The sequence below is a fragment of the Vibrio owensii CAIM 1854 = LMG 25443 genome, assembly GCF_000817815.1.
GTDB lineage: Bacteria > Pseudomonadota > Gammaproteobacteria > Enterobacterales > Vibrionaceae > Vibrio > Vibrio owensii.
Genome location: NZ_JPRD01000015.1, coordinates 39,289 through 60,307, shown reverse-complemented (window position 1 = coordinate 60,307; position 21,019 = coordinate 39,289). Strand labels below are relative to the sequence as shown.

General features: G+C 40.7%; 25 protein-coding genes. 4 read left to right on the top strand and 21 right to left on the bottom strand.

Features of this window, described 5'->3' with window-relative positions:
- Positions 1–254 precede the first annotated feature (254 nt).
- The 4 genes from H735_RS08770 to H735_RS08760 all read right to left on the bottom strand — a co-directional run bounded on the left by H735_RS08770 (position 255) and on the right by H735_RS08760 (position 1,496).
- The gene (locus H735_RS08770) at positions 255–623 is read right to left on the bottom strand and encodes a hypothetical protein (protein WP_020194242.1); all 369 of its coding nucleotides are present in this window, start codon (positions 621–623) and stop codon (positions 255–257) included.
- The gene (locus tag H735_RS30775; RefSeq protein WP_020194241.1) at positions 620–796 is read right to left on the bottom strand and encodes a hypothetical protein; all 177 of its coding nucleotides are present in this window, start codon (positions 794–796) and stop codon (positions 620–622) included. The genes H735_RS08770 and H735_RS30775 overlap by 4 nt, the downstream gene beginning before the upstream one ends.
- A 201-nt stretch (positions 797–997) precedes the next feature.
- A complete protein-coding gene (locus H735_RS08765; RefSeq protein WP_020194240.1) occupies positions 998–1,246 on the bottom strand; it encodes a hypothetical protein in 249 nt (82 codons plus the stop codon).
- Positions 1,247–1,265: 19 nt separating this feature from the next.
- The gene (locus tag H735_RS08760) at positions 1,266–1,496 is read right to left on the bottom strand and encodes a hypothetical protein (protein ID WP_020194239.1); all 231 of its coding nucleotides are present in this window, start codon (positions 1,494–1,496) and stop codon (positions 1,266–1,268) included.
- A 177-nt stretch (positions 1,497–1,673) separates the two neighbouring features.
- Here H735_RS08760 and H735_RS08755 point away from each other — a divergent pair, with 177 nt between their 5' ends.
- Both H735_RS08755 and H735_RS08750 read left to right on the top strand, forming a co-directional pair.
- A complete protein-coding gene (locus H735_RS08755; RefSeq protein WP_020194238.1) occupies positions 1,674–2,114 on the top strand; it encodes an MbcA/ParS/Xre antitoxin family protein in 441 nt (146 codons plus the stop codon).
- Positions 2,111–2,620 (top strand): RES family NAD+ phosphorylase, encoded by a 510-nt coding sequence (locus H735_RS08750; RefSeq protein ID WP_020194237.1) that lies wholly within the window; start codon positions 2,111–2,113, stop codon positions 2,618–2,620. The genes H735_RS08755 and H735_RS08750 overlap by 4 nt, the downstream gene beginning before the upstream one ends.
- A gap of 70 nt (positions 2,621–2,690) precedes the next feature.
- Here the strand turns inward: H735_RS08750 and H735_RS08745 are convergent, their stop codons facing one another.
- The 11 genes from H735_RS08745 to H735_RS08695 form a co-directional block, all read right to left on the bottom strand.
- Entirely contained in the window at positions 2,691–3,383 is a 693-nt protein-coding gene (locus H735_RS08745; protein ID WP_020194236.1) for a hypothetical protein, read from the bottom strand.
- A 196-nt stretch (positions 3,384–3,579) separates the two neighbouring features.
- On the bottom strand, positions 3,580–6,072 hold the full coding sequence (locus tag H735_RS08740; protein ID WP_020194235.1) for an Ig-like domain-containing protein: 2,493 nt from the start codon (positions 6,070–6,072) through the stop codon (positions 3,580–3,582).
- A 180-nt stretch (positions 6,073–6,252) separates the two neighbouring features.
- Entirely contained in the window at positions 6,253–6,765 is a 513-nt protein-coding gene (locus tag H735_RS08735) for a hypothetical protein (RefSeq protein WP_020194234.1), read from the bottom strand.
- 83 nt (positions 6,766–6,848) lie between these two features.
- Entirely contained in the window at positions 6,849–7,859 is a 1,011-nt protein-coding gene (locus tag H735_RS08730) for a hypothetical protein (protein ID WP_020194233.1), read from the bottom strand.
- A 207-nt stretch (positions 7,860–8,066) separates the two neighbouring features.
- Positions 8,067–10,604: a hypothetical protein gene (locus H735_RS08725; RefSeq protein WP_027726553.1), complete on the bottom strand. Its 2,538-nt coding sequence runs from the start codon at positions 10,602–10,604 to the stop codon at positions 8,067–8,069.
- An 82-nt stretch (positions 10,605–10,686) separates the two neighbouring features.
- Positions 10,687–10,959 (bottom strand): hypothetical protein, encoded by a 273-nt coding sequence (locus tag H735_RS08720; protein WP_020194231.1) that lies wholly within the window; start codon positions 10,957–10,959, stop codon positions 10,687–10,689.
- Complete coding sequence (locus H735_RS08715; RefSeq protein ID WP_020194230.1) at positions 10,943–11,542, bottom strand: hypothetical protein; 600 nt, start codon at positions 11,540–11,542, stop codon at positions 10,943–10,945. The genes H735_RS08720 and H735_RS08715 overlap by 17 nt, the downstream gene beginning before the upstream one ends.
- A 1-nt stretch (position 11,543) precedes the next feature.
- A complete protein-coding gene (locus tag H735_RS08710) occupies positions 11,544–11,798 on the bottom strand; it encodes a hypothetical protein (RefSeq protein ID WP_020194229.1) in 255 nt (84 codons plus the stop codon).
- Entirely contained in the window at positions 11,795–12,346 is a 552-nt protein-coding gene (locus H735_RS08705; RefSeq protein ID WP_020194228.1) for an HAD domain-containing protein, read from the bottom strand. The genes H735_RS08710 and H735_RS08705 overlap by 4 nt, the downstream gene beginning before the upstream one ends.
- Positions 12,336–12,620: a hypothetical protein gene (locus H735_RS08700; protein ID WP_020194227.1), complete on the bottom strand. Its 285-nt coding sequence runs from the start codon at positions 12,618–12,620 to the stop codon at positions 12,336–12,338. Before H735_RS08700 ends, H735_RS08705 begins: the two co-directional genes overlap by 11 nt.
- Positions 12,621–12,634: 14 nt before the next feature.
- Entirely contained in the window at positions 12,635–12,919 is a 285-nt protein-coding gene (locus H735_RS08695; RefSeq protein WP_020194226.1) for a hypothetical protein, read from the bottom strand.
- 785 nt (positions 12,920–13,704) lie between these two features.
- Between H735_RS08695 and H735_RS08685 the strand changes: the two genes are divergently transcribed.
- A complete protein-coding gene (locus tag H735_RS08685) occupies positions 13,705–15,246 on the top strand; it encodes an EAL domain-containing protein (RefSeq protein WP_020194224.1) in 1,542 nt (513 codons plus the stop codon).
- Between the two features lie 49 nt (positions 15,247–15,295).
- Here the strand turns inward: H735_RS08685 and H735_RS08680 are convergent, their stop codons facing one another.
- The 6 genes from H735_RS08680 to H735_RS08655 form a co-directional block, all read right to left on the bottom strand.
- Positions 15,296–15,544: a hypothetical protein gene (locus H735_RS08680; RefSeq protein ID WP_020194223.1), complete on the bottom strand. Its 249-nt coding sequence runs from the start codon at positions 15,542–15,544 to the stop codon at positions 15,296–15,298.
- A gap of 311 nt (positions 15,545–15,855) precedes the next feature.
- A complete protein-coding gene (locus H735_RS08675; RefSeq protein ID WP_020194222.1) occupies positions 15,856–16,185 on the bottom strand; it encodes a hypothetical protein in 330 nt (109 codons plus the stop codon).
- A 2-nt stretch (positions 16,186–16,187) separates the two neighbouring features.
- Complete coding sequence (locus H735_RS08670) at positions 16,188–16,778, bottom strand: ATP-dependent metallopeptidase FtsH/Yme1/Tma family protein (RefSeq protein ID WP_020194221.1); 591 nt, start codon at positions 16,776–16,778, stop codon at positions 16,188–16,190.
- A gap of 256 nt (positions 16,779–17,034) precedes the next feature.
- The gene (locus H735_RS08665; protein WP_020194220.1) at positions 17,035–17,652 is read right to left on the bottom strand and encodes a hypothetical protein; all 618 of its coding nucleotides are present in this window, start codon (positions 17,650–17,652) and stop codon (positions 17,035–17,037) included.
- A 236-nt stretch (positions 17,653–17,888) separates the two neighbouring features.
- A complete protein-coding gene (locus H735_RS08660) occupies positions 17,889–18,233 on the bottom strand; it encodes a hypothetical protein (protein ID WP_020194219.1) in 345 nt (114 codons plus the stop codon).
- 99 nt (positions 18,234–18,332) lie between these two features.
- Entirely contained in the window at positions 18,333–19,853 is a 1,521-nt protein-coding gene (locus H735_RS08655; RefSeq protein WP_020194218.1) for a hypothetical protein, read from the bottom strand.
- 561 nt (positions 19,854–20,414) lie between these two features.
- On the opposite strand from H735_RS08655, the gene traF reads away from it, so the two are divergent.
- On the top strand, positions 20,415–21,014 hold the full coding sequence (gene traF, locus H735_RS08650) for a conjugal transfer protein TraF (protein ID WP_020194217.1): 600 nt from the start codon (positions 20,415–20,417) through the stop codon (positions 21,012–21,014).
- Positions 21,015–21,019 lie beyond the last annotated feature (5 nt).

The following is a 21,019-nucleotide window of genomic DNA, read 5'->3' as shown; positions in this document are numbered from 1 at the left end:
ATCAAGCGAATGTTTCCAGCCATTAGGAAAGTGCGCGCCATACCCTTCATGGAAGCAAGCCTTGAAGCAGTCTCACTGCATTGATTTTCAGTGTTCATGAGCGAAATAAGTCGCCCCATGATTTAATTAAGAGTATGGAGAATAACTATTATAACGGAAGGCATTCATAAAGAACTGTACATAATCTTTAGATCAGGGAAATTGGTAGAATGAATCAAAAAGGCCGCTCAGTGCGACCTTCTTTTAAGTTGTGGCTAATCCGGGATTTTGTCATCTCTGTGAAAGGATGGGATTTTAATGTCATTGATATCTGGGTATCCTGTTTCTCTCAAATGAACAATCCACATAACATGACCTACTTTGACTCCGCTATGACCGTACTTAGTTCTTATCTCACGCAGTATACCTAGAACATACTTTTCATCCCCCATCTGTTTGGCATCCTCAATGAGTTCATCGACAATCTTGGGGTCAACTGGATTATTTTGCGTCCTGACAATCTCTTTAGCAGTTCTGAAGGCTTTTAGTTGGCTATGCGAGTAATGCATACCAAATGCTCCGATAATGGCAAAAACCGCCAAAATTATCGGGTGATTTGACAATAATGTTATTATGTCGGTCACTGGTCAACTCCCTGTCGTTTACCTTTTTTGCGTTCAAGTTCTAATTCTTTTTCATCGTTTTCTAGTTTCATTTTTCGAACCTTTTGTTCAACATACTTTCCACCACCAGCAAGATAAAACACGATTCCGAAAGCGATTATTGCTCCACTTAAATCAATTAGCTGTGTCGTCATATTAACCTCTTAGTTCACTTTGCCAGCCAGTTTGTTGCAACTTTGCCGTCTCGATAGGTCCATGCTTCCAGATTAGTTTTGTTAAGACCGCGCCATTATACGGGGAATATTTCTAATTTTGGTGTAAATAGCAATCTGATCAGGACACTTTAGCGTCCGAATGAGAGTGTCAATTTAGTAGAACCTACCTTTTCACAATTGTCATTTTGCACTTAGAAGGCATTTCTCTAGCAGTTGACCAGACTGTATGGCATTAGAATTACTCGACGAAAGAATTCGTTTTAAACGTTCTTTTTCTACTTTTGTTAAAGCGATGCTGTCCTGGTTATTTAGCACAATGCTAAGTGCTGCATCGGTGCATTTTATTGCGATTTCAATTAACTGAGTAGCTTCGCTCAGATCACCGTATAGTTTTTTATGAGATAACGATTTATCTGTCTGGGTATCCATTTCTGTATTCACTAGTGTTTTAACGGATGAGATCACGGATGAAATTCGCAGCCTTCTTATGGTGACTACGATGTACAACAAACTCAGCCTCAGCATGACCATTTTCGTGAATGGTAAAATCTGAGTAATCCATTTTGTAATGGTGACGCTGGCCGTCTATTTTTTCTGCAGCCTGGTTTACCTTTTCTTTTGGCCCAGTAATGACAAGCGCTTTGTGAGATTTACCAAAAGCGGTTATAGATAGTCGCATTGCATATACCCTTAATATTTTCAAATCAGAGGCAGTGATTGCCTTAGGTAGCTTTAGTCTATATCAACGCGATTATAGTTCCGAATGAGCAACCCTCCGATCAGGAACCTCAGTACTGTTTCTTTGCGTATTTTTAATTACTATATTATAGTACCTAGTACGACCAAGGAGGTTTTTATGAGTAATGCAACTATGACTCTTGATGATATTGTTCTATCTCGAATTTCTAATCCTGAAAATGTGATCATTACATCTGCACTCAATCAGGCAATGATCCGCGAGCCTCGCATAACCGGTAAAACTCTAAAGGCCGTGGCGAGACACATCCCTCGTGTAGTTGTTGCGGATACGATAGAGGTAAACAACTCTAATTTGAGCAAACTCTATCAACGTAAGTTTCTTTCTCGTGTTCAAAGTGAAGATATCAGTGATTTAACGGAGCTTTGGGCTGAAATGATGGACGTTTTCATGGAGGATGAAGAAGATCTACGTGAGTGGCTTGGTGACGGCTTACCAGCGCTAAATGGTCGTGCACCAATTGAGTTAATGGCTACTCTCTATGGACGAAAAGCGTTACGTGAGATTCTGAACCGTATGCGCTATGGAGATTTTTCATGATCTTATTCCGAACACTACATAAGACATATTTCAACACTTGGAAGGATTACGAAAAAGGTAGTAGCTTCATTAGCGGTGCCCGTTGGAACAAAGCCAATACACCCGTTATGTATATGAGCTCGAATGTTCAGAACGCTATGCTAGAAGCAACAAATTACGCCAAAAATCCAAAATCCGCTAATCGCAAGTTTGTAATGGGGGTGTTCGACTGCCCTCCATTACGGCTATATGAAATTCGTCCAGAAGAATTGCCAGCACAGTGGAATGAGTATCCATTTATTCCTGAAACGCAAGCTATTGGTTCTGAGAAGCTTTTGAGCGATGAGTATGATGGTATTGTTGTGCCCTCCTGCACTATCAACCTTGATCTTGTGCGTTCACCTGTCAATGAAGTGAGACGTTCAATCTACGCTAATGTAGTATTAAATCCCGAAAAAGAAGCTGTCAGAGAAATGAAGCTTCTTGAAACCTTCTCTCCAGTTTTCAGCAATCGAATGTTTCTATAGAGCTGCCGGGATTAGTATAAATCAATCTCAATGACTCTAACTTAAGCCATTGAGATTGTTTTTGTAGTAACTAGTTGTTTTGTTCCTGTGCAGTTTTGCAACGTGTTCGTAAACTGACTTTGGCACGGACAGGTCTTCTTTCCCATTGTTTTCTTACTTTCTGAATATCATCACTCAAACCATGACTAAGTATGAGATTTAGTACAAGGTATCCCAACAAACAATAAAGCATTGATTCTTTGATTTCATTCAGTCCAGCGATGGCTTCCACGAACTCGCTATAGATGACCAACATAACACCAGTCCAGAAAATTGCTACCAGTACTGTGCTAATTGCATTATTAACAAACGTCAGTGCTGCTGATGTACTAATTTCTAGTTCTAGTGCAGTTGCGAACCTGTCTTCCCGTTTATTTTGATATTTTGCACAGTATGAAGAGCTTGTATTCACAACCAAACCGACAATAAAAACACCGAGCAAGAAACTCAATTTACTTAAATTCATGAAACCTATGAGTAGATTAGCTGCGTGTCGATACATCGGTGACAAGTCACTGTGGTAGTCCCAACCCATTATGTTTGTCGCAACTAGAAAGCTCCCAATACCAACCGTCAGGATTACCCCCCCTAGAACAAAAAAACCAACAAGGTGTTGCTTCCAACCCTTTTTGAGAAACATGTAAACCAAAGTATTGAAGAACATCCCCCTAAAAAAAAGCAGCAAGATCATGCCTAAGCTTTTCTTATCGTTATTTTCAGTCATTAACTTACCTCTTAGATTTGTTTTGTCTTATTTGTTGCATCGAACGTGCTACTGACAATCATTGAAAATTTGTATCAATATTAATTTTTTAGCTAGTCATCATCAATCCCACAATCCCCCCTAAATACTCAAATTTATCAGACAGTTAAAAAAGGGCTCACCGCAGTGAACCCTTATGTCGTAGTTAGATCAGCATTTATTTGTTGTGCATCGATGATAACTGTGGGATTGAGAACATAAACTTGGCTGTCCCTTTCTCGCCCTTGGCCGGATAGACATCAATATTTAACGCACCACCAGTAGTGCCAAGGTCAATAGAAACCACTTTGGTCTCTCCAGGATTAATTGTAACTACACCATCCGTAGTGAGAAAGTTTAACGCGCCACCAGCGTTCGGATCGACAGTAATTTCCGCCAATTGTACTCCAGTCGCCATCTGAGCACCCTCTAAGACTAGAGAGCTTTCAGTGTAAATCCTCGCAATGGGTTCATCATCAGCGTCCAATAAGTTCTGCGCGACGGGTAAGTATGATTGAACATCTAACTGCACTAAGTTTTCTGGAATAAACACAACGTCAATAGTTGACATTGTCGTGTTACCGTACTCATCCGATGCTGTTAAAGAGATTTTATAGTGCTCATTTGCTTCCATTGTTGGGAATAACTTTGGAAGTTCAAGTGAATAGACATCGACTCCATTAACCACTCCCGCCGTTTCTGTCGAGCTTAGTTTTGAGTAACCTAGAAGATAATTAACATCGAACGTTGAACCTGTAATACGAAGTTCATCTACCTTCTTGACACTAAGGTCTGAGATAGCAAATTTCAGATCACGCAAGTCGTTAATAGTACCTGGCACTGTGTAACTATCTTTGTAACCCCATTTAATAATTGGGGCGGTCCTGTCACTAACATAGGTTAGAGTTTCGGTTCCTGTAGTTGTCAAACCATGACGCTCTTGGGCTTTTACAACATATGAGTATGAACCTTCATTCAAGCCACTTAAATCAAAGGTACAGGAATACTCAGTTGTCTGTCTGGTACACTTATCGCCATAAGTGGTTAGCAATGTTCCTTTGGATGAATCTTCAAGCCATACATTTCCAAGCCTTAAATGGTCAAACCACGAACCAGCCGATGGCTGAGTAATCGACGCGGTAAGGATTTTCGTTTCTGAATTATATGAAGTTGAATTTATAACAGGAGCATGAGCAGCATTGTAGGTGACATTAGCCCACATTGGTGAACCATATAGAGCCCCATCTGCACTTGTAATCGAACTACCTTCGTGGAAGTAATAATGACCTCCATCTACAAGATTCCACTTACTAGTATCAGGAAATGCTATTTCACAGACCGTAGCTCCAGCAGGAATCGTACAGCTATAACCTGAATGTGAGAAAACTTGTGGATAGGTTCTCGGACTTACAAACTGTCGGACGCCTTTAATTCGAACTGGCAGTTCACTGATATTCATATCCCAACGGTTAGCTGAAGACCACCCTTTATCAGAGTAGTTGTACTCAAACATACCGTTCCGTGAAGGAGCTTTAGGTGCTGAATCAGACAAAATCAAATTATACGATATACCACCAGCGGACCACGTAGCACGCTGGTTGAAACGTACATAGTTACCATTGGTGTATCCGTACGGCCTTTTGTACACTGCGTAAGTGTAACCATCGTTTGCCGTTGTAATCACTTTATCGGCACCGACAAATCCAATGCCACCCAAAACATTTGATATGTAATTATTGTTACTAACTCTGTACATGAATTGGATAGGGTTAGTTTTGACAGTCATACCCGAGTTGTAAGGTACGAAACCCCTTTGACCCGCGATCGTTGACGAACTTTGAGGGTCATATATACCCACCAGCTTCAAATCGCCAGTTTTATAGGTATCGTAAATCACTTTCTGCACATCTGTAAGTGCTTGGTTTCCGGCTTTATCAGTAACACGAAATGCTACACCTCGAATGGTTTCACCATTGTCATTTGCTGGTAAGAAACCATAGTCCTCACTGAAAGTAAATCGTGCTGACTGGGTGCTTTCGGAATAGCCCAAAACTCTTGATTTGTAAATTGTCTTTGGTGACATGGTATATGTCAGCATCTCTACCTTATCAATACCACTTGAATCCGAGATTCCATTAGCTTGAATAAAATTCGAAAAATAGTTAGTAAAGAACCAGGTACCTGAAGGTTGGAAGGTGTGGCCTGTATAACCTCCGTAACCTGATGCGCTCAATGTTCCAGCATTAGGTAAGGTAGTATCACGTGTATAGAACAAGCTTTCTGAGGTTACCACTTCACCTGATAGGTTTAACGTTTCAATGAGTAGCGTGTAGTTACCATCTCCAGAGACTGGCGAATTCAACATCACACCATAAAATGAATTTCCTTTGTATTCGATCTTATCCTGAATGTTGATAATGTCAGTTGTTTCAGTTTTTAGGGCTGTACCATTTACAGATGTGGTCAAACGTATACGGCGGTCTAAACCTGCACTGATATAAAGGGTCAGATCACCCTGATTGTTTAGAAAGTTACTATCATTGACTGCCAGCTCTGCATCATGCGGAATACCTAAAGGGTCAATATAATTGACACCTTCTACAGCGGCAAAAAGGCTGCATGAGTACAAGGAAGCCAGTGCCAACGCAACAATACTCTTTGTATTACGCATGGTTGGGCCTTTGGAAAAGTCATTTGGGTATAGGGAGGTTCCTCGTGATCATAAATAAAACATTAAGTACGGGCAAGCATTGACGTCAATTATTTATTTGGGCGACCTCGATTGTTCAGTAACCATAGAGGCTGAAAGCCTCTATGATAAGTTAACTGCTTCTACGCATTGGTAAATTTATTAAAGGCTGTCGAAATCATTGAATTGCTCTGGCGCATCTATCGTCACCTCGTTATGGAAAGGGAATGTTCCGCAAAGCAAATGTAACTTTCCATTTTCCTTTTTGAGTGGTGCTAGGTATCCATCCTGCTTTACGTCATGCCGGCAGCAGAACACTTCTGATTCGCCACTGTCATTATCCTGAAGACTCATGGTCGTAAACCCATCGGTAACCGGTGTTACAGCTTTACAGCTATATGAACCATCTTCTTCTAAAGTGGCTCTTAGCAGCACAGCAGGCGAACCTGCACTACCTAAACTCATTTTAGGAAAAGCAAATATTGCATCGAGCCTTGCCACACGTTCAGGCCCATAGAATTTTCGCTGATCGTATGTATTTCCAATCCCCATAATCAGAACTGCAGCCATAAAAAAAGTAATCGTTACTGAGAACGCAACGCGCCATCGTTTTACAAAACAAAGGCGAAGTAACATCATCACAGCAAGAAATGACCAACCATCTAAAATTCCCAAATATCAACCCTCCAAAATTTCTTTATATTCCATATGTCTCATGACTTGCACTGTACCAAGAGTAAACAATCCAAGATCATAAACTAAGGTGAAATGGATACTTTCAAGTTTTCAAGATTGAAGTCGCTAAGTTCTAACTTTTCCAAAATATCTACTATGGAGATATCATCACCTGCATCGTACCAACGCTTATAGTCAAGATAAAAAATTTCCTTGGGTGGACACTTTGCTAAAAGACGTCTTGACTCGCTGGGGCTCAAACTTTTTGATGCGGAATATGCATCCACAGCCTCCATGTATGCTTTCATAAAGCAGCGCTCAGGGGTTATTCGAATGAATTGACCACGACGCGACCCAGGAGCTCCCGTCACGAAAAAACCAGGGGTGTAGTTGTAATATTTTTCACCTGTTAATCTTGTACGAGGTTCTTTTCTAATCGAAGCCGTTAAGCCTTCTGCAACTTTCTTAGAACGAAATTTAGGTCGCGGGCTTTCTTTCCCATACCCCATTTCCTTTGAAGTAAACTTGTGTTGATAGTCGGGTATCCAGATAGGTGAAAGCTCTTCTTGTTCGGTAAAATATTCAGGGACATTTAAACCAAACACTTGATGCGCTGCGTTTCTCCACAACTCTTTATCGAAGTTCGTATCAATATGGGGAATTTCTTCTTTAGCTTCTTGCTCTATCCAAACTAAGAATTTTTCTTCGCGCCAAGCATTGTATATCGAAACAATTGCGTTGTAAGACACCATCCACCGCCTTGCGAAATCTGCAGCTAGGTCATGATCATTGAAGCCTTTTGGTTTGTACTCTGACGTTTCTAATACTCGCGAGTGTACCTGCCAACGAAGAGTAGTGTTTCCTGACTTTTCGACGCGTTTTGATGGAGTAAGACAATCAAGTGTAAAAAACTTTTTGTACAAATGATTTGGTCGATAGTTTTCCGATATATAGTACTTATTTCTAAACGATATTGCATCGGAAATAGAGGGCGCGTATGGCTGGTACTCTGCGCCCTTTAGCTTGAACTTTAACTGATAGCCAGAATCCTTTGTCATCTTCACTATGTTTTTGAAAACAGAACGTTCTTGCATTTCATTAACCTTCCACTAAGTCGCGCATTCACTCACAACTTCCTACGAATTATTTATTTGCCGCACAATATGCCATGAATGATAACGCAATAGGCTTCACCAAGTGAAAATCTTATATTGAGATCAAGAAAAAGGTACCTTAACGGTACCTATATGTTCAAGGATCATGCAAATTGCTAATGAATCATCTCTTTATAAGTCAGTTCGTTAGTTCTCAGTCATTTCAAGTTGATTAGAATTGAAATGATGGTCATACTCTGCCTTTTGGGTTACATAATCGGTTCCATCTGGATTAAATCTCACACCGCAGCAGTCAAAAATCGGCGCGAGTCTAATCGCGATATCGCCCAAAGGGTTCTTACCAAAGTATTGTTCTACGTTGATCCTCTTAAACGTGTCTCTAATCTCTTCAAGTACTTCTTTATCCCACGTTGTGTCAGGTTGAAGAGATATTACTTTGTGTTCTGCGAGCAAAGAACCATGAGGATAATCATCTCTGATCATCGTATTTAGCGCCATGCTATAAACACTTACGTTAGTGACAGTTTTAGGGCGGAATTCATCTAATAATGCGAAGATCTTATCTTGGTTATTCACCTCCCCAAATATCGTCATATCGCCGCTGCGAAGTAACACGAAGTAACTTCGACCACATTGAATTACATCTTCTGGAGTGTAGCCTTCAATGTGGAGCTTGATCAGAACCTCTTTTGAATAAAGAAGGTTGGAACCAACTGATTGAGAAAGCTTTTCGTAAAAGCTCATTAGGTTACCCGGGTAACCTTCCAATTCTTTTACTTCGCTAATACGGTTCAATTGGGAACCACGATGATTTCCTAATTGAGAAGAAGGTCTCTCGACGCAAAGTAAAGGTGCAAGCTCAGCCGTAAGTGCAATTCTAGACTTCACCTGATCACGCTCTGAGGGGCCTGATAAAGCTAAGGCATCAAATAGATGAGATTGCAGAGGCTCACGATGAGAACCAAGGTGGAATTGTCCAGGAACAGATTTGGTGTTGGAGTTATAACCAAAGGCATCGACTGCTCCATAAATCTCTTCTAGTTTATTCTTTCTCGCGTCACTTCTGACTGCTAGTACTTCTATTGCTACGGGATTATCGAAGATAGTGGATGCATTGATCATGTCTTCTGAAACTTTGGAGCTCAATCGTTCTGCGCGAACATTCATTCTCTTTGACAAGACATAGATTGCATTGAGGTCGTGCATAGCTAAGGTATTAAGTTGTTCGTCAGGTATTTTTTCCAGTGCCTCTTTAAAAAGAAACTCGAATTCTGTTGGCTCTGACTCTAATCTAGTTAACTCAATAAACCGTGAACTTTCGTTCAGAATTAAAGCATAGTGACCTTGCTTCATAATACTTGCAAGTGTGTCCAGGTATATATCGAATTGTTCAGGAGTTGCTTTATGAACGTTGGTCGCACATCGGGTCAGGATAATTGCTGCGATCAATTCACTTTTCAAAAGGGCTGTGGCGTCACTATTGCACTGGCTAACTGTAGCCAAGCAATGAAGATCGTTTATCAGTGATTCGTAATGACAAGCCTTGTTCAGACAAAAAAATATCGCGAATAATCGTTCGATAGTAAAATCACTACGGCCAAGAGTGTTTAGCAAATAAGTCGCCAAAACAGGTGCTGCAATCACTGAAGTTGAAGTCAAAATGGACTCAAGGTCAGCAAATGATTCGGGCTTATCATTTAAATTAGGTAAGCAGCAGTGTTTATCGAAGAAATGAAGTACTTCCTGGTCCTCCTCTGGCAAACCGTTATCCTTAAAAAGCCAAAGCAACGCATCAATTTGTGTGATTTGCTGCCCCTGAGGTCCAAATAGCCCCTTTTGCCAGGATGAGCTTGATAGCATCTGCAACTCGAGTTCTACGTTCACCTTAGGCTTATCATCGTATAACGCCTTTAGTTCTCCGATCGTAACTAAAGACCTCTGCACTGCAGTTCCTGTAAGTCGTCGGATAGCCTCTTTATTTGCATGTGCAAAGTTACCCCAATGAGGGGGTTCACCGCGGTCGGAAAGTAGTGTATTTACTTCTTTCCAAAGTCCTGTAAGTTTGTCTTCAGGAAACTCTTTTCGTTCTATGCTCAGTATTTGAAATACAGCTAGTCTGGTCTTTAAGCTGGCTCTATCCCACAAGTGAGCAACAATAAACTGAGCATCCTTCAGCCTTAAATTAAATTTCAATGCAGGCTCATGAGCCGTAAACAAATCGATTAAGACATCAAATGCCTCCGCACTTGAAATTTCATTGTCTTGAGCAGTGTATCTTTTTACGACATCAGCACTTAGGTTGCCTAGCTTTACATGAAGCGAAAGTACTTTCTCTACATCCTGCCTTTCACTTAAGAAAATTTCGATGATATGAGGTGTAGTGTGACGTTTTATATCAGCACCGTACGCTGCAACATGCTCTGCAATTCTGACTGGTTCGTTAGATTCTATAAGTACTTTGAAATCTCTCCACGTATCAAAACCATAAAGGCCAGCGAAACGCTGTTTTGTCAATTTTAATGGTTTCTTCCCGTTTGGATTAGGCACAGTTTCGCCAAATGAGTCCAGATAGTCTGAATACAGTTTATCTGCAATTTTTATACTGTTTTTCATTGATTTACCCAGTGCGGTTACGTCATCAACTCGGCACGTCATTCTGATGCGAGAGGAAATACTGTTCGAGGTATTAGGATGTAATTGATCATTTTCTGGTTTAGAAACCATTCAATTTTTTCATCCCAACTCATGCTAGTTTATGTCTTCTGCGTAAGAGATTTGTGGAGATGAAAGAAACTGAAGTTATTTGCTATTCAGAATGATTTTCAATCTGATCTTGAATGGTTTTGAAGAAAGGATAAAAGCTATCGTACTTCTCATTATAAGCATCGAGCTCTGCTTGAGAGCATTCGTCCATTAATCTTTTATATAAGGGTAACCCACGATTGAATAAGGTCACGAATGCTTCTTCATCGAATTCTTCCGGGTTTTTCTTTCCTTGATTTGCAAAGTACTCATTAACATCACTCATGAGCACTTCCAGTTCTGCCTCAATGTTTCGCTGATTAACTAATAACGTCATTCTCTGCTCCATGTAGTTTATCGGCTTCTTCAGAGTCATTAACGATTTTCATCGTTGATATGAACCGTACTTTGCTTTGGTCAAGTACGATGATTTCATGTTCATTTCTACGTAAAAAGAGAGCAAGCACATCTTGTTTACTAACCTCATAACAATGAACCTCACTCACGCCTCGTTTGACTGCCCAAGTCGATGCAATTTCTAGGTCTAGAGTGTAAGCGATACAATCTAACTCACCTTCACGCTTTGCTCTGTACACACTAAATGAGTCTGGAAGTTGATCAAACTTTCTGACCTCTGAGGGCTTCATAATAGATAGCTTCCTGCTCGGGCGATTAGAATTGAACAATCGTTTCCAAAGCCTTAAATCAGACCATCCAGTATAAGAGACCCAGAGTGTGCTTAGGACGAACCAATAACCATAATCAGAGAGCTTGCTTTTGTACTTATCAAACTCAACAATCGCCCTCCCAGTTTTCTCGTACCGCATAATCTTTTTTACGATCTTAGAGTCAGTAAAGTTGGGTTTACTTAATGGCGATATATCGAGGTCAGCTAGTGGTGTCAGACCATGTTGTTTCATGCTAGATGTCCTTAGCCTTTCTTTTGAAATAACGCTTGGGCCACAAATAAAGCTGATGGATGTATTCAATTCCAGCTTGTGGGTTTCTTTCCCTAAAGTCAAGAACATGCCAAGAACCGGCACATAGCCAAGTAGAGAAACCAAGTGACAGAGCATCGATAATTGTAAGTCGTTCGCAACTCCAATCTGCCACACCCACCGCGATAATTACGAAAGCAGTGATAAGGCATATATTCTTCTCAAATACAAACTTCATGACTCATTCCAGTACTTATCATCAGTCAATAACATCTTAATGTTTTGGCAATCTACTTTCGTTAAACCGATTCTGTTATCAACATGGTATAGGTTCTGTCCAGGCAAAAAGAGCTTTTCATTGTCATCATCGATAATAACGTATCTGCCTGAATACCCAGTTTTATTTAACCAAAAGTCAATTTCGTGTCCTCTCTTCTGGTACTGAACTTCATCTAATATCGGAGTGAAACCAATTACTGTTCCTCTTGGGAGCGGATGACCAGCCAACCGAAACAAAGTTTCGAAATAGGCGGGTTGAACTCCCTCTCTATATGTGGAACTTATTACAATTCTACTTCCCGTCACTTCAATTAAATCACGAAGAAGAGCGACCTTCGTATAGTCCAGTAAAACAAGCCCAAGAGCAATTCGGGTGTCTGAATGAGTAGCAAATATTTGCCTGCGTTTTTCTTTACCTGCACATGAACGTCGGTATTCTTGATGTTGCTTTGAGTTAAGAACACCATCAATATCGAGAAAAATCAGGGGGAATGAGCTAGTTACCATTATTTTCTGTCTGATCCAACATGGATAACAATTCATTGAGTACAAGCTTTGCAAACTCTACTGCTTTACCTTTAGCCGCCTCCATGCCTATGAAGCCACCCGTTTGGTAACCAATGTAATGAAGTTCAAAGAGATGTGGTTCTTCATCCGATTTAGCTATCACCATCATGTCATGACCTGCAAATTGACTGATTTGCATCGTATCATCTCCCGTCCAGACTTGTTGGGGGATCGAGTAACGCATTTTCCCAACAGAGTTTAACTCGTAATTCATAGCTTTAAACCTACTTATTTGGACCTGACACATGATTTCCCAACCGCGGCTATACCCTTTGTCATGGCTTCTTCTGTGCTCATTATAGTGATCACCCCTTCGCTTGTTGATCGGGAAAGCTGCATTGGATTTACCGGTGCCAACTTACTTGAGTCAGTTTCATCAATGAATCGTTTCGTTAACTTTTCAGCCGCTTCTACGGTGCTGACTTGACATCCATTTTCAGTATCACGACAACCCTCTTCATAAGCTAACGAAATAGCTTTTTTTAGCATTTCGATCAAAGATGCATTTTCCATCTCTTACTCCTATTCGTTTTGAACCCAAAATCGGATTTTAGCCTATATCATTATAAGGCAACACAACATAGGAATAGATCAGCGTTATTGATAGTAAATGCGGTCAAACATTGTTTACCAGTAACTTATTTGAAAATGGGGGTTGTTAAAAGCTATAGCACTCAGCCTCGCTAGTCGAATTGACCAGGTGATGGAAACTGCACAACTTGAGATTTTATCGGAGTTATACTCTCACATCTCACCCATTCTATTTGCCATGCATCTGCATCTGAAAAGGAGTCGTCAGGCATCTCAGGAAGCAAACCAAAAAGGCGCTCTATGTTATTCTGAGAGATCACGAACTTCTTCTCACCTTCATGCATTACGTATCTGATGCTTCCCATCGGTGCGCTGTCAAACTCAACAATATTCATAATTTGCATCCCATTATCAACGAAGTGAAAGGTACCCTCTTATCATTTACTTGCGCAGATTTTTGCGTAGCAAGGATTTGCAATCCATAACTCTCCCTCAAGAACGATATCATGCGAGATGATTTTGCTTAGGCACAACTATCGTAAAGTTGCCTTGAAAACCTATAACTACCAACTTGTTTAGTGATATAGTAAAACTCACTTATGCGCCTGTTGGTTAAACTGTGTGAATTGGTTCTATCTGCACATTTCACAGCATTATCGCCACCAGTACGTCTTTATTAATAGATTTATAACTATAAATACATTTCATCTTTAAACTGGGCATAGTTTGTCTTTCACTAACTGACTGCCCTGCATTTGAGTGTAACTATGTTGAAGTTAAAAAAACGGCTAATTATAGCTTTAGCCTACCTTTTGGGTCTTGGCTTGCTTGCTATCTATGCTCATTTTACTCTTGAGCGAATGGCTGATGAGGCAGCTCGGATTTCAACCTTGAAAATTGATGAATCCATTGATGGAATTCAAAGATATTATGAGCAAGATATGAAACCCGTTTTAGAACTAAGTAACTGCGATGTGAATCAGAAAGATTGTGAACAGTTTCTTAACTCGGTTAGCAGTTTCCTATTCGTAGACCCTGCAATCAGGAGTGTCAGTATATCTGATAAAAAAGACATTTATTGCAGCTCCATTAGTAGATTTAAAAGAACTCCGATTCCTTACTCTCCTGAGGAGTTCCTTTTTAAACCAAACGAGAGTGAAATCCGGCTATTCTACTTGAAGCAAAATGGGCTTTTCCGTGAATTGAAAGACTACAAAAGCAAAGGAACTTTACAGCTTCGATTTTACCCTCATGATGATCGAATTGTTCACATTGCTCTTCATCCTAACAGTTTTTTCGCCCTACTACCTTATAGCCCTTACTATAAGTTGAAGTTGGATTTTGTGAATGCATCATTCTACTCAGATGGTAGCATCATTGAAACACCAACCGCCCTCACTTCTGGAAAGAGCTATGAGGTTTCGCATGAAGTAAATCCTGATTGCCTTTATAGCTACATCCTAAGCCACTATAGCTTTATAATCGTATTTTGGACGTTAATTGTTGTATCATCTTCTAACGTAATGTATAGCAAGCTTAGCGGGCTTAACCTTGATTACTGGCGCATTAAACGCGGCTTAAGCAAACATCAGTTCGAACCTTTCCTTCAACCGATCTTTAATGCTGATGGCACGCTTAGAGGTGCTGAGATCCTTGCGCGTTGGGTTCATCCAAAAAAAGGATTAATTCCACCATATAAGTTTATCGGACAAGCTGAAAGCAATGGTCAAATTAAAGAGATAACAACTCAACTAATGGATAAGTGTATAGTTGGTCTAAAACACGCCGATTTCAATGTTAATTCGCGCTTCCACTTAGCACTAAACGTCTGCCCCATTCAGTTCGAAGACCGGCAGTTATTTCGAGATTTGGATAAGTTCAAACTTGCTTTTCATAGTAAGCCTATTGAACTCATTGTTGAACTTACTGAACGTCAAGAGTTTGCTAACAATGAGTTGTATGTATCTTCAATCAACAATTTAAAAAGTCGCAATACTCCTATCGCTCTTGATGACTTTGGTACCGGGTTCTGCTCGATGAAGTATTTACTTGAGACTGAGGTTAACATTATCAAGATAGATCGTTCATATGTGTCAACGATCGATAGTGGACCGAACACAAGCATACTTGATAGCATCATTTCTCTAGCACGAAGTATCAATGTGCCTCTGCTTGCTGAAGGCGTTGAAACAGAAGAACAGTTTACCTATCTTAAAGGGAAAGATATTGAAGAGTTTCAAGGTTATCTTTTCGGAAGGCCGATACCCTTAATCGAGTTCGTTGATAAATATTTAAGCAATAAAGAATAACTTGCAAAAGGCTTCCTCGGGAAGCCTTTTCTGAATCCGGGGGGCAGACTTAGTTAGCTTCTGTTACGTCGATCTTATTAAATCGACGATGACCCAAGTCAATATCTAGCGCTTGTGCAACATCCATTATTGCTGCTTGAGCGTGGTCATAGTTATCCATTCCCATAACTTCATAAGCAGTAAGCGGTTTGCCACCCGCCTCACGAATAGCCTTAATCGCATATCTTAAAGATTCCGCAGTTGCTTCGATCGTTGATTTCTCAATCACAAACTTTTTTGTTGGCTGATGGTATTGCATCGCATTTCCCTTACTGAGTGTTGTAGTTACCGTGTGACGCAATCGCGTCATATATGCTTTAGGATAAGAGTCTAAGCCGTTCTATCAAGTCTCCGCACCATGACCTAAATTGTGACTAGTTGCTTCGCTGTCGGCAAAGACTTCCATTCACCATTGCTCCTACACTTTTTGGTGACTTGCCCTCGATGACTTAAAGCGTATTGATGTTTACCATGATTTCAAATGCACCGTACTTTTCGAAAAGCGTGGAATCAGATTCGTTGTGGTAACTTGATCCTTCCGTTGAAAACGGATAACCCTAATCTCTTGGTCTATTCTTCTTCGAAATAAGGGTATATATCATGAAAACTGACTTTTAAATGCTCTGCAGCAACTTCACATGCAGTTTTCTCCGCGATGTTCAAATCATCATAAAATTTTGGTTCTATAAAATCTTTTGATAATGGCTGAAATACTCGCTCATCCAGAAGGTCACCTATTGAATCTTCAATGAACCACTTCCCATTTTCGCACTCCACCAGCAGCACGTCGATCATGTTGCCGCCCACACCACTGACAGTTAAGTGAAGATGGTGAGTTGTTCGATAGAACGAATGAGTATCCCATCGCTCTCTCTTGCGTTCAGGCTTATTTATTTCCATAGTTAAATCCATTGATTGTTAGTTAAAACCACTTTGCTGCGAATCTTCAGGATCTCTTCTTTACTCAAATCATCGACCATTTTTAATTCCTTCGCCATTTCAAGCAGCAAGTCGAAGTTCGCTTCAAAAAAAATGTGTAGTGCTCTATCAATCTCTCGAGCGAGTTCATTCAAAGTTTTGCTATTAACCAAAGCCTCACTTTCAGATTGTGGGAAAGAAAAATAGGGTACTTCTTGATGAAGGCAGTAATTCCGAGCCAAGAGCTCCCATTGATGGTAATCATTACCACTCATCATATACTCCTTGCCGATCAGCATCTTTTCAGCGACATTTCCCGCACGAAAACAAACCAAGAGCCATCTTCTGAACTCCACGTCTCCAGGCTCTTCTCCTGATTTATATTCGTAATGCAAACGACCTCGTGAGCCCGATCTACGTTCTGTAACCTTATGCACCCTCACATCCAAAACGTCTGGTATTAATTGTTCTGGCAGAATAGCCAAAGTCAATGCGTGGCCTGATTCATGAACAGCCCCTTGCCAAATCGCCTCTTCTGTTCGCGGCTTGAGATTAGGTTTTGCTGTAGCCACCATCGAATTTTCCGTGGTGAAAGTGTCGGATTTATTTTGATGAAAGAACCTGTAGTAAAACGATACCAACAGATACCAAACAAATGCGCAACTTGCACCGTTGATGATGTTTTCTGAGGTAAATAGGTCCGCTAACGTGCACGAAAGCAGTGATCTACTATCTAAACGCATGGATGAAGAAATTATGATTGCGCCAAGAAATACAAGTAGTAACTCTGGAGTTGAGTTAGTTAAGTGAACCCCTCTGTAATGATTTGACTTACTCATTGTTTGTGCAGCGCTTTTTACCATCCATAGTGGCCTCACTTGGCTCATAAAGCATTGTTTGAGTATAAACTCGATCGATTAGATTTGATTCTGTGCCCTGCTCTCCATATAACTTCCAGCCTCGTTGCAGCATGGTAGATATACTGTTTTGCAAAGTTTCTTTGGAGCGATAACTTAAAAGTATTGTTCTCTTCCCAAGTGGTTTTCCAAGCAATTCGACACATTCAGCTTTACTGAGTTCGCTAAACCCTCCGCGATTGTAAACGAATTGGGTTAGTGCGATCCGTAGGAACTTATGCTCAGGGCATTTAATTAATACAAGCTGGTTTGACTCAATAAGGGATTCGATTCGACTATGAATATCATCTGGCAGGCCTTTTACGTATAAACTCATCTTAGGGCCACCTAAGTCGAAGTTGAGTTTCTGATATCCGCCGTGTCGCTTTATCAACATCAAATGAACTAATCCAATACAAATTGTAGCGGTAGCATAGATCAACATGTACGGGCCTACATAGTAGAACGCAGCGACTGACATCAACGTAGCAATAGCTATTGTGTCGGCCGGTAACCCCATGATGGTTAGTACGACTTTAGTATTATCTTTCATAGGTCATAATCCATAAACTTGTTATCAATATTAGTTCACGTACCTCTTCAAATAGATACGCAGTTTAGTTAATTCACCGCTTTGTCATACAAGGTTCAATATCACTGAGCTGGCCGGTCGTCATGACTGTAATTGATCAGTGAACCGCGTGATGTTTGCCTACGGAAGTATTTATACGTACCAGTCCACCTGTCCATAAAGACCAAATAAATTGCAACATCATATTTTTTTACGATTTATTCTATATGCTCGGTTGGTTTCGAACGGCTTTCAATTTCGCGCATGAAACTCTCAACTCTGTCCCCATCGTCTTGTTCATCTTGACTTGCCAACTTATTAAGGATGTTACCTTCATCTGTTAGAAATGATTTTCCTGTTCCGGACGGGCAAGCAATCAAAACCATGTCATGGCAAGTTACGATTTTGTTTTTGCCTGCTCTTGAGCTTTTTTGGGGTTCTAATTTTAGTGTATTGAAGGGTGACCACTCACTGCAGTTAATTACAGTTCTGACCCTGCGGATTAGTCGCGTCCCGAACTTCTTTGCGTTAATTTTTCTTCGATGGGCTAGTTTTAGAGACATATTTCTTTCTCTTCGTTCGAAATCGTTCTTCTGTGAATTCTATCTAATTTCATTGAGTTTCGGCCTGACCAAGTATTATGATCAGGCTCTAATTCGAATCTACATAATTATCCCAACACTCTCAAAAGCGTTTGAAGCCCACAACTCTCGCTCTTCCTCTATTAGAACACTATCTTTTTTAATGTCGATGAGCTGTATTCCTGCCTGCACACGGTCAAGCTGGCAAATCTCTTCATTTGTCATATGCTCTCCGTGAGTTAGACAGTACATGGCGTTGAAGCTGTATTCATCGTACCCCATAGGAACAAACTTGGACTGACGATGCTTTTGAGCTTCATTTCCATAAAGCCAATCTAGCGGGTATTCCGGATTGATATAACAGGTATAAGTCATTTTATGGGTTACTGGCTTAAACGCTCCAGATTTACTCTTCCACTTGTAAGTGATCTCAAAACTCTCAACACCTTCAGGAATTTTTACGTACCAGCCTCGATGCTTCGGTGTCTTTTTCAAACATACAGCGACATAGCATTTGTTCGGCCAATACCGTTTTGCTTTGAAGTCGCCATCAGGAATAGCCCAATCTGGTCCCTCAACAGTAAATTCAATATCGGACACCTTCAACCTAGTCAGATCAGGAGTTAGATATATGCGTGGTGTAAATTGCATGTACCTTTCCATCGGATAAAGCTCGAGATTCACTCCTAGTTGATTATATATTGCTGACTGAATTTCGTTTTGTGCTTCCGTGTAACAACTTGACCAATTGAAACGTTCTGCGGCTTGCTTAGGCGTGTATTCCTCAGAATACATTTTGATGTAGCTAGTCCAATCTTGTCGAATGTAACGGTATGGAATCATGGCTAAGTGCTCTTGGAATTCCTCCCACCACTTTTGCCAATCTTCATCGTATTCACCAGTCATCATTCCATTGATGTAATTTGTGCCTCGAAGGGTTAATTTAATAGTTTGGTCATTATCTGCATATTCGCAGTAGCCTCCCTCCACCAACTGACTGATGATTGTGTCGATCTGCATTCCAGTTTTAGGGTAAATGTCCAATGACTTTTCTTTTATCTCAGCCTTAGTCAAGCCTTTACGCTTGTTTTTTACGTACCGATAGTATGTTTCATGTAGGCTATCGATACCGAAGCTACCATAAGGCCACAACCACTCTAGTAGTTTAGTAGCATAATAGGTTTCTGGACCGAGTTCTAAAATGAACGAGGTAGGTGCTCCTGGCAAATCGGGAAGATCTGAGATTTCTTCTCCCGCCGCCTCTAATTCTGCCTGTGACATAGAATGGAAAAGAATCGCCACTAAATTAGCATAATCTAGGTCGGCCTTACCTAAAGCCGCTTTGATAGCTGTCGCAATTGGTAAGAATGTCGTATCACAAAGAACTATATTGTTTTGTGAGCTTTTGTAATTTTTGGCGACGGTCTTAAGATGCCCCCAGTCTCTGTAGTTTAGTGACCTTGCAAAAATAGTAAGCCAAGCAGCTTTACCCACCTCTTTTTCATAGATGATCTGCGACGCAATCAATTTATCTCTGATCGAGTAAGCTTGTTTCTGAAGGTCTGGCAGGTGTGACTCTGCGAACACAATTGGTTTGATCATTTCGATTCCTTATACGCGTAGCTACTTTGAGCGCCGGTATGCTTTGCTGCTTAACACGTAGGCAGAGCTACGGTTCGGGATTGAAACAATAAAAATTCTAGTTATGGTTTGTAGTTTAAATTGTCTTTGGCTTGGGTATTGCAGCACCACTAGACGACGACGATCGCCTCATAGATGTATGATTCACATCTATAATAACGCATAAAGTAGCTACATTGTACCAGTAATCTTATGAAAGACCTTTAGCGATATGGTCAACCTGTTGCTACTTTTCTAGTGAATTAGCGGAATGCCATTTAGGTTCATGAACGGACATCAATAAGGCTTTTAGCGCTACCTTCTGACTTTTGTAGCATCAGTAATCTTCAATTGTTTTCAGATCTTGAAATATAAATCTCCAGCCCTTGTGCAGATACACTTGCGGACTCGCAGAAGGCTGCGAGTCTGTTCTATTGAATTCTCATTAGTATTACTCGACTGTTAGTTTCTTTAGTCCTGTTATGGTACGATCATTAATCACTTATCGGTTTCATAATCCATCAACTCGACTTGGTTCTGAACATGAAGCGTATGCTTAGAAATATTATCGCACCTCTACTGTGCCTGATATCAATGCACAGCAATGCCGTGCACCTCAATGATTTTAAAGATGACTATGGAGTCTTTTTCTTTGAGCAATCAACCTGTAATTACTGCATCAAAATGATCCCTAAACTGAACAATATTGATGCGGCGTATGATATCGATATTCTGCCAGTATCTCTGGATGGAATCCCAGTACCAAACTCTGGCAAGTGGGCTTCAAAAACCATACCTGACAAGGGGCGACTAACCGCGGTAATGCCAGTAGATGTCACTCCCACCTTCTATGTCATTAACAAGAAGACTCGACAAGCGGCAAAAATGGGGTACGGTGACATATCTGAAGCCCAGTTCATGGAAAACCTTGTCTTGGCCCTCCGTGCTATCCAGGTAGTTCCACAAAATGAACCACTTTCATTAGAGCCTATGCGTGGAAAAACTATTACAGACAGTCTTAGTTCTGACCAATCTAGTGTACCAAATTTCAGCCCAGCTCCGGCTCAATCATCGGCCACATCTCAATCAATGGCTGATGAGTTCCGTGCTTCGCTTAAGAAAAAGTATCTGTCTGGTCAATAAGGATG